This window comes from Polaribacter sp. HA6-7 (genome assembly GCF_055693625.1).
Genome location: NZ_CM146338.1, coordinates 888,510 through 903,303, shown reverse-complemented (window position 1 = coordinate 903,303; position 14,794 = coordinate 888,510). Strand labels below are relative to the sequence as shown.

Sequence of the window (14,794 nt, the reverse complement as noted above, 5' to 3'; positions counted from 1 at the left end):
AATGGCTGTATTTATACCAACATACTTTTCTCCGATATCACAATATCGAGCTATTGTTAATGCAGAAACTGTTTTATTTGAAACAGAAGACAATTTTCAGAAACAAAGCTACAGAAACAGGTGTTATATTTTTAATACAAATGGTAAGCAACTTTTAAATATACCTGTAAAACATCCTGTAAAGTCCGGCAGAAAAAAACGAAAGATACTATTATTGAAAGTGCTACAAATTGGCAAGATCAACACTTTAAATCTTTAAAAACTGCCTATAGGAATTCGCCTTTTTTGAATTTTACATTGATGATTTAACTCCGATATTCGAAAAAAAATATAAATTTTTACAGGATTTAAATTTTGATACATTCGATTTTATTACAGATGTTTTGCAACTAGAAATTGATTATAATAAAAGTGAATCTTACATAGAATCAGAAAAAAATTTGACTTTAGAAATTTAGCTGACGCAAAATTTACACCCAACATTCTTACAAACAAGTACATACAAATGTTTGATGATAAGCATGGTTTTATACCAAATTTATCAATTTTAGACTTATTATTTATGGAAGGACCTAACGCAATTAGTTTTTTAGAAAATTAGTTGTATCTTTGCAGACTCTAAAATAGTAAATTTACTTAAGCTATTTAGTGTCTCAAATTAATGAATAATTTAAAAAAAATACTGGATAAATTTTGTGTAATTTCTGAAGAATCACAAAATCTTATATTTTCTTTAGCCAAAAATATTGAGCTTCGCAAAGGAGATTCCATATCTAAAGCTGGAGAAATATCAAAAAGTATTTATATTCTAGAAGAGGGTATTGCTAGATCTTTTTATGTAGATGAAAAAGGTAAAGAATATATAAGAAACCTATTTGTGCCGATTAGAGCAATTGGGCCTTTAGGCGCTTTAATTCTAAGAAAAAAATCTAAGTTTTCTTATGATTGTTTATCTCATTGTAAATTACAAGTTATTAATTACGATGATTTTATAGAATTAACTAAGCAAAATCTAGAAATTGGGAAATTATATTCTAAAATTCTTGAGAAAGTATTTCTAGAATTAGAAGCTAAAGTGTACGATTTATCTGTTTTAAATGCTACAGAAAGATATCTAAAAGTAAAAGCACAAATACCAAATATAGAGAACTTAATTCCACAATATCATATAGCTTCTTACTTAAATATAACACCTGTTCAATTAAGTAGAATTAGAAAAGGTTTGTATTCTAAAAAATAATTTTAATGATAAGCATTAAATTTATAGTTCATTACAGCTTACATTTTATTGTTCCGTTTTTATTTGCTATTATTTTCTTTAGAAAAAAATGGAAAACGGTTTACATTATTTTTTTACTATCTATGCTTGTAGATTTAGATCATTTATTAGCAAATCCTATATTTCAAGAAAATAGATGTAGTATCAATTTTCATCCACTTCATACATTTTGGGCAATGGCTTTTTATGTTGTTGGGCTATTTTTTAAGAAAACAAGAATCCTTTGTATTGCCTTGCTTTTTCATATGTTTACAGACTACTTAGACTGTTTATTGTAATATTTACCAAGTAAAATATCTAATTCCGGAGAAATATTAAATTTGAAAATTAATAATATATACATCGGTACAATTAAAATACTTTTCAAAATGATGTTAATAATTGGGTGAATAGGAAAATCCCATATATAAATATTATCAACCGGAAAATCCCAAAAATTAAAAGCAAAATACAAAACAGCTATTATTACCAACATTTTTGCGGTTTTATTGGTAAAAGGAGTTATAGAGAATTTCTTTTTTACAAAGTATAGTTTAAATGTATTAGCGCAAAAAATTACTATTAAGGTAGAAAGTGCCAAACCATTTGTACCCATTTCAAACTCATAATAAAATAACTTATTTAAAGCGTAAACAGAAAGAGCCATAGCAATACCTACAGGTAGCGTAATTTTATAAAACTTAGAATTATTAATAATTGCACCATTATTACCTAAAAAGCCATTGTACATTTTTAAAAATGAAATCATAAGCACTACGAGTCCGCCACCGGCATATTCTTTTGGTAATAAATTGAATAACTGTTGCACATTTGTATTGATTAAAACGAAGAAGAATCCGCTAATTAAAAGTAAATTGATAGAACTTTTTTTATACAAAGAGCCAACCTCTTTTTGGTTATCTTCATTTAATGTTTTAGATGTTAATGGCTGTAAAATATTTAACATTGCTCTACTTGGGGCTTCTATAAAAGATCCTATAAAAACAGCAACAGAATAATAAGCTGCGATTGCCAAAGTTTCTTTACCCGGAATCATAAATTTATCAATATCTAAAATAATTGCACCAGCACTTCCCGCTAAAATTATGTACCCGTAAAATCGTAAAACTTCAATAAAATTTGCAGGTTTTGCAAATGTAAACTTTGGTACGTAAAGTTTTAATGCATAAAACATCATTATAAACATCCTTAAAAAATACGCTGCCGTTAGGTAATAAATAAATTCCGGTTTGCTAATAAATTCAAAATAAACAGCAAAAAGTAACAACATTACTACTACTCTATTCCATAATTCTTTTAAAATATTACCAAAAACAGTTTGAAACTGAACTTTTGCCCACGAATAAAAAATCTCGAAATAAGCACAAGCCACTGCTATTAAATAAATTACAATTGTATAATCTTTTATAATAGGATTTTCTTCTGATAAATAATCTCCTATTTCTTGATAAAAAATATTACCAAAATAAGCTATTGGTATTGCAATTAATAATGGCAAAAAAACAACAGAAGATAGAAATTTATCTTTTTCTACTTTTGTGAAATAACTAGAGAAAAACTTTACAATTGTATGATGAATTCCTAATGCTATTAATGGCATTAAAAGGTTGGATGTAGATAATAGAAACGTAACTAAACCATAATACTCGTCTTCTAAAAACCTTGTGTACAAAAAAAGAGTATTAATACCACCAAAGGCAAAACCTAAGTAAATAAAAAAAGTGTTTTTTAATGATTGTTTTAATACAATTCCCATTCTACGAAGTTATGTTTTTTAGAATAGAGGCTAGATTTTTCGTCAACTCTTTTCTATGATATTTTTTTATGTCGCTAGATGTAACCAACAATTCATTATTTTTAAAATCGTTATACAACGATTTAATTTCTTCTGATAATTTTATTTCATTATCAAAATTTACAATCTTACCAGCGTTTGTTTCCTCTAAAATTGTGGCCAAATCTCCTTTTTCTCGTCCGATGGATAAAATAGGTCTTTTAGCTGTTAAATACTCAAATAACTTTCCTGTTAAAATACCTTCGTTGTTTAATACATTCGGAATTAATAATAATAAAACCTGAGATTTTTTTTGATACTCGATCGCTTTATAATGTGGTAAATACCCTAAGAATGTAGTGTTTTCTGATAAATTAAATCGTTGTATATCTTGCTTTACATCATTTACAATATCTCCAATAAAATTAATTTGTAAGTCGTTTTTAAAACTTGAATCTTGTAAACAAAGTTTTTCTAAAACTTTAAACAATACTGTTGGATTGCTTTGTTTGGGTAACAAACCAATATATGAAATTGTAAATTTTTTATCTAATCTTATGATATTTTTAGTCACAACTTCATCATCGAAACCATTGGTAATAACCTCTACTCTTTTTGCTGTTTTTAAAAACTCCCTTTTTAAAGTGTTACTAACAGTTAGTATACAATCAGCATTTTTTAAAACTGATTTTTCTAATTTAATATTTTTATTTTTTGCAAAAGATAACTGATTAAAGTCTTTATTATAATATAAGTTTGACCAAGGATCACGAAAATCTGCAACCCATTTTATATTATTCTTTTGATGCAATTTTTGCGCAATTAAATGCATACTATGTGGCGGCCCTGTGGAAATTATTACATCAATTTCAGAAGAATCGATAATTTTCTGCAAATATTTAACCGATGAATTCACCCAAAAAATTTTAGGATCTGGAATAAAAAAATTTCCTCTAACAAAAGACAAAAATCCGCCATTACTAACATTAGAAACACCTTTTTTTTGTTTATTATTTTTTTTCCAAAATAATAAATCTGTTGGTTCCCAAATTGGTTGTTTTAAAATCTTAATATTTTTAGGAACTTCATTAAGTAGTGTTTTATCTTCTTTAGGATAGTTTGCATTATCAACGGTATACACTAGTGGTTCAATATCAAAATTCTGTAAATATTTTACAAATTTTAACCAACGTTGTACGCCGTAACCACCTGCAGGAGGCCAATAATATGTTATAATTAGTACTTTCAATTTAGAAGGTTATCATATAAATGTATGAGTTTTTTTGATGTTTGCTCCCAAGAAAATTTATTTCTCACAAAATCTTTTCCATTTTCACTAAATTTAGTTCTTAATGCTTCACTTCTATATAATTGGATTGTTTTATCAGCAAAATCATTTACATCTTCTGCTTTATGCACCAAACCGTAATTATAATTTTCTGTCAAGTTTTTTTGAGCTGTAGCATCACTTACCAATAAAGGCTTGCCAAAACTCATATATTGAAAAATCTTATTCGCATAAGTAGTATCGTGATGTAAATTTCTGTGCAAAGGCGAAATACAAATAGCACTACTTAAAATATAAGAACTAAAATATTTTGGATCTTTCCACCCTAAAAAATCGACATACTTTTCTACTTTTAAATCTTTTGCTAGTTGTTTTAGAATAGTATCTGTTGAGTTTTTACCTACAACAACTAGTTTAATATTCGTAATTTTATCACTTAAAAAAACTAGCGATTTAATAGCAGTTTGCAAACCTCTTCTTAAACCAGTATCACCTATATAAAGCAACACAAAATGATTCGCATATCTATCTAAAATATCAGGAAATATAGAATGCTTTGTAAAAAAATCTTTACGAACTGTGTTAGGAACATCAATTATTTTATCAGCATTAATTTGTACTCTTTTTATAATTTCCTTCTTAGATTCTTTAGTTACAACAATAACTTTATCTGCTTTTTTAATAAATTTCTCCTCATTCTTTTTCCACTTTTTGGGAGATATTAAAAACTTACCTGGAAACTTTGTTAAATGCGGATAAAACTTCATAATCTCCTGGTCTATTTTCGTGTAAATCTAAAATAGTTGGAAGTTTTAATTTTTGATTGGCACTAAAAACAGCATCAGCAATTCTAAGGTCGTGAATATGAATCGCATCAATTTTATTCTCTTGTAAAAAATGTTTTATCTTACTCTTTAACATCAATTTGTAGAAAGGAATTGTATACGCTAAAGCTGATAATTTATAGATAAATTGAGTTGACAAATAACGTTTTACTTGAATTTTATGTATACTTTCTGATGAAGCTTGACTATTATTATACCCTAAACAAAAAAGAAAAACGTTGTGCCCTGCATTAATTAAGGCAATTGCCTCGTTTTCTACTCTAGGATCTGGAGGAAATTCCTCGTCTAAAATCATTCCTATTTTCATATACTATTTTCTTTCTGCAAAAACAGCATAATATCTAGGTGTAAATTTTCTTAAAATGGGTCTAAAACCAACCTTTTTAATTGGGCTTGTCCATTTTTTTGTCTTTAATTACCCATCCCGATTTTTCTAAAAGCCAATCGAACTGCCAATCTTCAAATTCGTGGTAATGTCTGTCCCACAGATCAGTTTTACTTCTGTAGGCTTTCGCAAACCAAAGATTTAAAGGAATTGTAGTTATTAATTTAGTCGCTTCAATTTCTCTTAAAACATTAAAAGGAGCAATTAAATGTTCAAAAATTTCGAAAGCAGAAACAGCATCTACTTTATGCTTTTTTACAATTTCAGGTAAAAGATCTAAATCTTCGCCTTCTGTATTTATTACTGTATAACCATTGCCCTCCATAATTTCAGAAAACGGATTACGAACACCTAAATCTAAAATTGTTGCTGGTGCAGGAACTGTTTTTTGTAAAAAAGCCAAAGTGTGTTCGTATCTTTTTGATGGGAGTTTCTTATACATTTTTAGCTACTTTTTCTTCTTTTTTTCATCATAAAACAACCATCCAAAAGTTACTAAAATCAATAAACCATAAGAAGCTAAAGATATAAAACTACCTTTCTGAATTACTTTTGGCTCAAATTTAAATGTAATTTCATGATTTCCTGCGGGAATCTCCATTCCTCTTAAAACATAATTTACGTTGTAATACGGCACTAATTTTCCGTCTAAATAAGCATTCCAGCCATCTTCATAATAAATTTCAGAAAAAACAGCGAATTGTGCTTTCGTAGAACTTGATTGATATTTTAAATTCGTAACATCATTACTAATCAATTTAATTGTTGCTGTAGAATCTTTTTCAACAAATAAATTTTCTTTTAATTTACTAAAATTCTCTTTTAAAATTACAGCAGTATTTTTAGTATTTAAAGAATCTAAAGCTTGTATTTCTTCATTTGCATTGTTTACAGAAATTAACTTTTCTACAAACCAAACATTACCGTTTGCTTCGGTATTTTGTTGTGCTTGAACGTTTCCTTTATTATCCGGCACAATAAAATACTTGGTATTTAGCATGTTTAAAACTTGCATATTATTCTTTGCAATTTGATAATCAAATAGCTCTTGATAACGACCAAGTTTAGCAGCATGATAACCACCAATAGAATTATGAAAGTAAGATGTACTTCCATCATTCATAGGATCAACAGAAAAATTTGCTACTCTAAAATAAGATGTATCTTTTAAAATTGCTTTATCAGCACTTGAAGCTACAAATGGTTTTTCTATTTTTCTTGATGATTTAAAATCGTCTGCATTTACATAATTAAGATTTACAGATAACAAATCGAAAAGAATTAAAACAGTTATTACTATAATGGCAAATGGTATTTTAATTTTCTTTTTTAAAGTAAACCATAACACAGCACCAGTAAATAAGAACCATTACTAGAGATTTAACTGTATCTGAAAATAACATTGCTTTTCTGTCTGCAATTACTGCGTCTAAAAACCCAGGAACTTCACTATACTGTTGCGCATCTCTTAATCCTTCAAAAGTTCCGAAAATATGAGCAAAACCAAAACCTACTATTATTAAACCACCAAATACGATAACTGCCTTTTTTAGAGCTGCTTGTTTCTCGTTTAACTCTAGAGAACTAGAAAACAGTTCTTTTAAACCTAAAACACCTAAAATTGGCACACACAATTCTGCAATTACCTGTATTGATGAAACTGCTCTAAATTTATTGTAAAGTGGTACATAATCAATAAAAAAGTTAGTAATCACCTCAAAATTTCTACCCCAACTTAAAATAATAGAAAAGATTGTTGCAGCAACTAACCATTCTTTTATTCTTCCTTTTACTAAAAATAATCCTAAGAAAAATAGAAAAAACACAACAACACCAATATACGCAGGTGCTTCTACAATTGGTTGATCTCCCCAATACGTTAAAACTTGTTTCGAATATTCTTTGGCTGTTTTTTTATCTGTTTTTTCTTCAATAAACTCATAAAAGTTAGAATTCTCTCCTAATTCTTCTACAGTTCCACCGCCCATAAAACGCGGAATAAATAAATTAAAAGTTTCTAATTTAGAGTAACTGTATTGAGTTATGTAAGATTTATCTAAACCTTCTGTAGCCTTTTTTGTAGAACCGTCTAGATTAATTGTTAATTCTGATTTTCCTCTTGTACTGTGTTCAGAATATTCTTTCATTGCCATTAATCTTGGCGCATTTGCTCCTATACCTAAAACTACAGCTGCAATAATTACTGCTGCTTGTTTTATAAATAATTGCACCTTACGTTCTTTAATCGCATTAATTAATTCTACCAAACCAAGAATTAATAAACAGAAACCTAAATAGTAGGTCATTTGAATATGGTTAGCATAAATTTCTAAAGCCATTGCCAAACCTGTAACAATAAAACCTAAAACAAACTTTCTATTAAAAATCCAAATAACACCGGCTAAAACTAAAGGCATATATGCAATTGCATGGGCCTTTGCATTGTGACCTGCACCAAATATTATAATTAGATAAGTAGAAAACCCAAAGGATAAAGCACCTAAAATTGCCAATCTCCATTTAACTTTTAACGCCATCATCAACACAAAAAAGCTTAAAAAATACAAAAATGTATAATCTGCAGGTCTTGGTAAAAATCTAAGTAATTTATCTACACTTCTTACAATATCGTTTGGATAATAAGCACTTACAGGATAAGCTGGCATTCCGCTAAAAGAAGCATCTGTCCAATAAGGTTCTTCGTTATTATCTGCTCTGTAATCATTAATATCTTTCACCATTCCCCTAAATTGAGTAATGTCTGATTGATTTAATTTTTGACCTTTTAAAACAGGATGAAAGTAAATTAAAGAAGCTATTATAAATACAAGAATTGCTACTAAATAAGGAAAAAGTTTGTTAAGTTTCAATTTTAAAATTGTTTTAGGTTGCTATTTATTTTGAAGCGAGTTTAGTCTAATCGATTTCTTCAAAATCTACATACTCACCAACAGACTTTTTACTTTCTTTTTGGCTTCCTGGTTTTTTATCTATAATTGTTTCACCTTCTTTTACAGAAGGGTTTTGTGCTTGTCTTTGCTGCCCTCCAAATTGTTGTTCTGCTTTCTTTTGAATAGTTTCTGCTGCTTTTTTCATTAAAAAAGGCGCAAAAAGTCTTGCTAAAAATTTAAACGCATAATAAAATAAGAAAATAAAAAAGAGTGTTTTAAGTAAACCCATTTATAAATTTAATTTAAAAATATATCAAAAATAACAATTTGAGTACAATTGAGACGTTATGAATCTATAAAAGTTTCTTAAACCTAAAAAAGTAGTGTTTGCCTTTATAAAACAGCTTTTTTGTTCTATGTTTGTGAAGCATGTTAGATTTAAAATGTAAACCCTATTCTTTTTCTATGAATGTAAATAAATTTCAGCTATTTATTGTTGTTTTTTTTAGTTGTGTTGCTTCTAATTTTGCGCAATATACAGATGTTATAAACTCTAATAAACCTGGTTTTTCTGAAAGCCCATATAGTGTTGGAACAGGAGTATACCAGTTTGAAAGCAATGTTTTTTATAGAAACACAAGTATAGAACCTACGTTTTCTAGACCAGAATCTTTAGGTTTAGATCTTTTATTTAGAACCAGTTTCCTTTTTGAAAAACTAGAATTAAATACACAATTAACCTATCAAAGAGATAAAGTAGCTTTTAAAAATATTTTTACATCGAGTTACGACGTATCCGGTTTTAGCCGAGTTACTGTTGGCGCTAAATATTTGGTTTATCAACAAGAATACGAAGACAAATCTAAAGAAGTAAGAAGCTGGAAAAGAAGACACGCATTCGATACAAAAAGATTAATACCTTCTGTTGCCGTTTACCTTGGTATGAATACTGATTTTGTAAGTGAAATTCATAAAACGGGTAGCATTACGCCAAAAGTAGGAATCCTTTTACAACATAACCTTACACAAGATTTTAATGTAATTACCAATGTTTTTTATGATAATATTGGTTCAGATTTTTCTGAGTTTTCTTACATCATAACGGCTACACAAAATTTTAGCGACCAATGGTCTGCATTTATAGAAAATCAAACTATTTTTCAAGAATACCAAAATAACACCAACTTAGGCTTGGGTTTAGCCTATTTATATGATACAAATTTACAATTTAACACTTCTGCAAGGTTACTTTTTGAAGGCCAATCTAAAGGTTATTACGCTAGTTTAGGAATTTCGTATAGAATAAACAGACATAGAGATTCTTTTATAGAATTAGATGATAATGGTCAAGAAATTAAAGACACACCAATATCTCGCTACAACAAAAAACAAAGTAGCTTTTTTAATAGGTTTTTAAATATCTTTAAGAAGAAAGATAAAAATACCAGATCTAGACCAACCAGAACAAGAAAAGCAACTTCAAAGAAAAAAACTGGTGGTTTTTTAGGTATCTTCGGAAAGAAAAAAGAAAGCCACAAAGAAAGAAACAGAAATTGAAAAATTAGAAAGAGAAATTAAAGAGCTAGAAAAAGAGATGAAGAAAGAAGATCAGAAAAAGAAAAAAACGATAATAATTAGACGCTACTTTTTACAATGATTACCTTAAAAAAAATAAATACTAAAAAGGAAATGAAACAGTTTGTAACATTTCCTTTTTCATTATATAAAGACAATAAATATTGGGTACCACCAATAATTAAAGATGAAGTAGATAATTTCGACCCAAAGAAAAATCCTGTTTTTGAAAATGCTGATGCTCAATTTTTTGTGGCGATTAGAGATGGTAAAATTGTAGGTAGAATTGTAGCGATTATCAATTGGTTTGAAATTGAAAAACAACAAATAAAAAAAATGCGTTTTGGTTGGTTTGATGTAATTGATGACATTGAAGTAACAAAAGTTCTTTTAGCCAAAGTTAAAGAAATTGGTTTGGCAAACAATTTAGAATATATAGAAGGACCTGTTGGTTTTAACAATTTAGATAAAACTGGTGTTTTAGTTGAGGGTTTCGATCATATAGGTACCATGATTACTTGGTACAATCACCCATATTATAAAGATCATTTAGAAGAACTTGGTTTTGTAAAAGAAAAAGAATACTTAGAAAATAAATTTAAATTCGATAAAGTAGACAAAGTTTATTTTGATAGAATTAGCAAGATTATTAAAAGACGTTTTAAATTAAAAGCACTAGACTTTACAAAGACAAAAGATATCATGCCATATGTTGATGAAATGTTTGATGTTTTTGATAAATCGTACTCTAAACTTTCTTCTTTTGTACCAATTTCTGATGCTCAAATAGCTTTTTTAAGAAAAAATACATTTCTTTTATCAACCCAGAATATATAAAGTTTGTTGTTGATGAGAATAATAAAGTTGTAGCTTTTGCAATTGTAATGCCCTCTTTTTCTGAAGCGCTTCAAAAAGCAAAAGGAAACTATTTCCGTTTGGTATATTTCATCTTTTAAAAGCAAGAAAACATGCTAAAGACGTTACTTTTTATTTAATTGGTGTACATCCAGAGTATCAAAACAAAGGTGTGCATGCAATTATTTTCGATCAATACACAAAAACATTTGGTCCTTTAGGAATAGACAATTGTATTAGAACGCCAGAGTTAGAAGAGAATGAAGCAATTAAAAAATTATGGGAAAACTTTGATCCTGTAACTCATAAACGAAGGCGAACTTACAAAAAGAGTATTATTTAATAATTCTGATAAAATCTAACAAATGCAATTATTTTATAATTCAGAAATTTCTATAGAAACACAAGAAATTACTTTCGATAAAATTGAAAGCAAACATATTGTACGTGTTTTAAGAAAAAAAGAAGGAGATATTCTTAAAATAACAAATGGTAAAGGCTTTTTATTTGATGTAGAAATTATTTTAGCAAGCGATAAAAAGTGTTTAGCTAAGGTTACTTCTTTTACTGAAAAACAAAAACCTTGGCAATATTATTTACATGTTGCAATTGCGCCTACAAAAAATAACGATAGAATAGAATGGTTTTTAGAAAAAGCAACAGAAATTGGTATCGATGAAATTACACCAATTATTTGTTCTAATTCAGAAAGAAGGGTTGTAAAATTAGAACGATTTGAAAAAATTATTCAGTCTGCCATGAAACAATCTTTAAAATTTACGTTGCCAAAATTAAACGAACCTGTAAAGTTTAATGATTTTATCAATCAAGATTTTGATGGCAAAATATGTATTGCGCATTGTGAAGAGCAAGATAAAAATCTATTAAAATCTGTAATAAATCCTGCTGAAAAAACAACTATACTTATAGGACCCGAAGGAGATTTTTCTATAGAAGAAATAAAAAAAGCATTAGAAAAGAAGTTTACACCTATTTCTTTAGGTGAAAGTAGATTACGAACAGAAACTGCAGCTTTAGTTGCTGTTAATACTATTTCGTTTATCAATCAATAAGTTTTTTCTTATATTGCTTTAAAATTTCCTAAATATTTTATGAAGCAACTTCTAACAATTACGTTTACCTTTTTACTAAGCATAATTTACGCACAAGATGTTGCTATTTTAAAGTATAATGGTGGCGGAGATTGGTACTCGAATCCTACAGCGGTTCCTAATTTAGTTGCTTTTGCTAACGCTAACATTAACACCAAAATTTCTAAAAATCCACAATCTGTTGCGGTAAGTAGCGAAGATATTTTTAATTTTCCCATTCTATTTATGACGGGTCATGGTAATGTTTTCTTTTCTGAAGATGATGCCGAAAACTTAAGAAACTATCTAATTTCTGGTGGCTTTTTACATATATCCGACAATTATGGTTTAGACAAATTCATTCGTAAAGAAATGAAAAAAGTTTTTCCAAAATTAGAATTTAAAGAAATACCAAGCTCACATAAAATTTACAATCAGACCTTTAAATTTCCAAACGGAATCCCAAAAATTCATGAACACGACAAAAAATCCGCACAAGCTTTTGGTATTTTTTTCGAAGGAAGACTTCTTGTTTTTTACGATTATGAAACAGATTTAAGTGATGGTTGGGAAGATCAAATAATACACAACAATCCGCAAAGTGTAAGAGAAAAAGCTTTAAAAATGGGCGCTAACATAATTGAGTTCGCATTTAGTAATTAAGTTTTATTTTCTAAAATTAATAAATATTCTTAAAATGAACGATCAAATAGATATCGATGCTATCAAAATAAATTTTGATTCTAGTGGTTTATGGGTTTTAAACATCGCTATTGGTATTATAATGTTTGGTGTTGCATTAGGTATTTCTATTGATGATTTTAAGCGTTTACTTAAAAACCCTAAAATACTTTTTGTTGGTGTACTATCTCAGTTTATTTTATTACCGGCTTTTACTTTTTTAATTATACTACTTTTAAAACCGCATCCTAGTTTTGCTCTCGGAATGATGATGATTGCAGCTTGCCCTGGCGGAAACGTTTCAAATTTTTTTAGTAAAATGGCTGGCGGAAACGCCGCTTTATCTGTAAGTTTAACAGCTTTTGCTACATTGATCTGTATTTTTATGACGCCTTTAAACCTTCAGTTTTGGGGTAGTTTATACGAACCTACAAACAGTATTTTAGAAACAGTTGCTTTAGATTGGGTCGATTTATTAAAACTAGTTTCTTTAATTTTAGGAATTCCTTTATTTTTTGGAATGTTGATCAAACATTACCATTCTGAAATGGCACAAAAAATAGAAAATGTTTTAAAACCATTATCGATGCTTGTATTTATCGCTTTGATTTTTATTGCATTTTCTCAGAATTTAGAAATCTTTGTAAACCATATTCATCACGTTTTATTTTTAGTAATTTTTCACAATATATTCGCTTATTTTTTAGGTTTTTACACTGCTAAAAGTTTTAAATTAAATAAAAAAGATACCAAAACTATTGCCATGGAAACCGGAATTCAAAATGGCGGATTGGGTTTATTATTAATTTTTGGTTTTTTTGACGGCTTAGGCGGAATGGCACTTTTGGCAGCTTTTTGGGGAATTTGGGACGTGTTTTCTCGGAATTATATTGGCTACTTATTGGGGAAGAAATTCTAAAAAAGACACTTTAATCGAATAATTTATGCTTCAAAAAATTTGGTTTGCACTTGTATGGACTTATGTAAAACTTGGTTTATTTTTTTACAGTAAGAAGATTATAATTAAAGGCACAGAAAATATTCCAAAAAAAGGAGCAGTATTATTTGCTGTAAATCATCCTAACGGATTGGTAGATCCTTTATACGTTACTACAACTCACAATAGAAGAAACCATTACTTGGTTAGAGCGGCAACATTTAAAAACCCGATAGTTAAGAAAATTTTAGAATCTTTATACTTAATGCCCATTTATAGAATTCGAGATGGCATTAAGCAATTAGCAAACAATCAGCAAATTTTTGATAAATGCCACAGAATCTTTGAAAAAGGAGAAACTTTAATGATTTTTCCGGAAGGAAGTCATGATAAAAAAAGAACCATTAGACCTTTAAGTAAAGGGTTTACAAGAATTGTTTTTGGTGCATTAGAAAAACATGAAGATATAGATATAACTGTAATTCCGGTTGGTTTAACGTATCAGCATCCGTCAGATTATCCTTCTAAAATTATTATTAATTATGGAAAACCTATAAAAACAAGAGCTATTTATAATAGTAATACACCTGCAAAAGCTATTAATATTTTAAAAGCAAATGTTACCGAACAATTACAAAAACTGACTGTTCATATTCCGGATGATGATAATTATGAAACCGTTTTACAAAAACTAAACAATGCACAAGTAGATTTTACTGAAGTAGATAAGGTAAACTCTATGATTCTAAAAAACACTTTTCCGAAGCAAAATCTCATAAAAAAAATTATGTAAAACCGCTTTATTATGTAATAGTTTTAAATAGTTTGATTCCGGTTTTAATCGGAAAAAAGTTTTTAAATTGATTAAAGAAGTAGAGTTTATAGATACTTTTCGATTTAGTGTTAATCTTTTAACGTTTACAATATTCTATTCTTTACAGGCATTGATAATCGGTTTATTTTACGGAGATAACCTGGCTTTATTTTATTTCACCTTTTCTGTATTTCTTGTTTTTATTTACACAAAACTGGCGCCAACCAACACAAAAAAGTTTTTAAATCTGTAAAAAGTTGGCTTATAAGTTTAGCCCTGATTGCAGCAATTGTTTGAGCTCTTTTTTAGAGAAGTTTCGATTGTAAATTTTGAAGAATGAAAAATTGCAATTCGAACAAACTAAAAAAGCGAGTGCGAA

At 28.4% G+C, this 14,794-nt stretch carries 13 protein-coding genes and 4 pseudogenes; 9 read left to right on the top strand and 8 right to left on the bottom strand.

All coding sequences use genetic code 11. From position 1 onward, the window contains the following. The first annotated feature begins 1 nt into the window (after position 1). From ACZ1HD_RS05055 to ACZ1HD_RS05045, 3 genes and pseudogenes are all read left to right on the top strand, one after another. A pseudogene (locus ACZ1HD_RS05055) lies at positions 2-601 on the top strand (WbqC family protein). A gap of 60 nt (positions 602-661) precedes the next feature. Beyond that, positions 662-1,240, top strand: coding sequence for a Crp/Fnr family transcriptional regulator (locus tag ACZ1HD_RS05050; protein ID WP_340934470.1), 579 nt, complete (start codon positions 662-664; stop codon positions 1,238-1,240). A gap of 5 nt (positions 1,241-1,245) precedes the next feature. After that, positions 1,246-1,557 (top strand): DUF6122 family protein, encoded by a 312-nt coding sequence (locus ACZ1HD_RS05045; RefSeq protein WP_340934471.1) that lies wholly within the window; start codon positions 1,246-1,248, stop codon positions 1,555-1,557. Here the strand turns inward: ACZ1HD_RS05045 and ACZ1HD_RS05040 are convergent. The 8 genes and pseudogenes from ACZ1HD_RS05040 to ACZ1HD_RS05005 all read right to left on the bottom strand — a co-directional run bounded on the left by ACZ1HD_RS05040 (position 1,536) and on the right by ACZ1HD_RS05005 (position 8,751). After that, the gene (locus ACZ1HD_RS05040) at positions 1,536-3,035 is read right to left on the bottom strand and encodes a lipopolysaccharide biosynthesis protein (protein ID WP_472688812.1); all 1,500 of its coding nucleotides are present in this window, start codon (positions 3,033-3,035) and stop codon (positions 1,536-1,538) included. The two genes, ACZ1HD_RS05045 and ACZ1HD_RS05040, sit on opposite strands and share 22 nt — an antisense overlap. A 1-nt stretch (position 3,036) precedes the next feature. Next, positions 3,037-4,302 (bottom strand): glycosyltransferase family 4 protein, encoded by a 1,266-nt coding sequence (locus ACZ1HD_RS05035; protein ID WP_472688811.1) that lies wholly within the window; start codon positions 4,300-4,302, stop codon positions 3,037-3,039. Then, positions 4,299-5,108, bottom strand: a complete 810-nt coding sequence (locus ACZ1HD_RS05030; protein WP_472688810.1) for a glycosyltransferase family 4 protein — start codon at positions 5,106-5,108, stop codon at positions 4,299-4,301. The genes ACZ1HD_RS05035 and ACZ1HD_RS05030 overlap by 4 nt, the downstream gene beginning before the upstream one ends. Further along, positions 5,071-5,493: a glycosyltransferase gene (locus tag ACZ1HD_RS05025; protein WP_472688809.1), complete on the bottom strand. Its 423-nt coding sequence runs from the start codon at positions 5,491-5,493 to the stop codon at positions 5,071-5,073. Before ACZ1HD_RS05025 ends, ACZ1HD_RS05030 begins: the two co-directional genes overlap by 38 nt. A 3-nt stretch (positions 5,494-5,496) precedes the next feature. After that, a pseudogene (locus tag ACZ1HD_RS05020) lies at positions 5,497-6,013 on the bottom strand (methyltransferase domain-containing protein). Between the two features lie 6 nt (positions 6,014-6,019). Then, the gene (locus tag ACZ1HD_RS05015; RefSeq protein ID WP_472688808.1) at positions 6,020-6,919 is read right to left on the bottom strand and encodes a YfhO family protein; all 900 of its coding nucleotides are present in this window, start codon (positions 6,917-6,919) and stop codon (positions 6,020-6,022) included. Further along, positions 6,888-8,441 carry a hypothetical protein gene (locus tag ACZ1HD_RS05010; RefSeq protein WP_472688807.1) on the bottom strand — a complete coding sequence of 518 codons (1,554 nt, stop codon included), beginning with the start codon at positions 8,439-8,441 and terminating at the stop codon, positions 6,888-6,890. The genes ACZ1HD_RS05015 and ACZ1HD_RS05010 overlap by 32 nt, the downstream gene beginning before the upstream one ends. 46 nt (positions 8,442-8,487) lie before the next feature. Then, positions 8,488-8,751 carry a DUF4834 family protein gene (locus ACZ1HD_RS05005; protein WP_079738407.1) on the bottom strand — a complete coding sequence of 88 codons (264 nt, stop codon included), beginning with the start codon at positions 8,749-8,751 and terminating at the stop codon, positions 8,488-8,490. A 140-nt stretch (positions 8,752-8,891) separates the two neighbouring features. On the opposite strand from ACZ1HD_RS05005, the gene ACZ1HD_RS05000 reads away from it, so the two are divergent. The 6 genes and pseudogenes from ACZ1HD_RS05000 to ACZ1HD_RS04975 all read left to right on the top strand — a co-directional run bounded on the left by ACZ1HD_RS05000 (position 8,892) and on the right by ACZ1HD_RS04975 (position 14,394). Then, the gene (locus ACZ1HD_RS05000) at positions 8,892-10,019 is read left to right on the top strand and encodes a transporter (protein WP_472688806.1); all 1,128 of its coding nucleotides are present in this window, start codon (positions 8,892-8,894) and stop codon (positions 10,017-10,019) included. A 96-nt stretch (positions 10,020-10,115) separates the two neighbouring features. After that, positions 10,116-11,235 (top strand): annotated as a pseudogene (locus tag ACZ1HD_RS04995) (GTP cyclohydrolase). A gap of 22 nt (positions 11,236-11,257) precedes the next feature. Then, entirely contained in the window at positions 11,258-11,965 is a 708-nt protein-coding gene (locus ACZ1HD_RS04990; protein ID WP_472688805.1) for a 16S rRNA (uracil(1498)-N(3))-methyltransferase, read from the top strand. Between the two features lie 39 nt (positions 11,966-12,004). Continuing rightward, positions 12,005-12,646, top strand: a complete 642-nt coding sequence (locus ACZ1HD_RS04985; protein ID WP_472688804.1) for a DUF4159 domain-containing protein — start codon at positions 12,005-12,007, stop codon at positions 12,644-12,646. Between the two features lie 34 nt (positions 12,647-12,680). Then, positions 12,681-13,605, top strand: a pseudogene (locus tag ACZ1HD_RS04980) (bile acid:sodium symporter family protein). A 3-nt stretch (positions 13,606-13,608) separates the two neighbouring features. Next, positions 13,609-14,394, top strand: a complete 786-nt coding sequence (locus ACZ1HD_RS04975) for a lysophospholipid acyltransferase family protein (protein ID WP_472688803.1) — start codon at positions 13,609-13,611, stop codon at positions 14,392-14,394. Positions 14,395-14,794 lie beyond the last annotated feature (400 nt).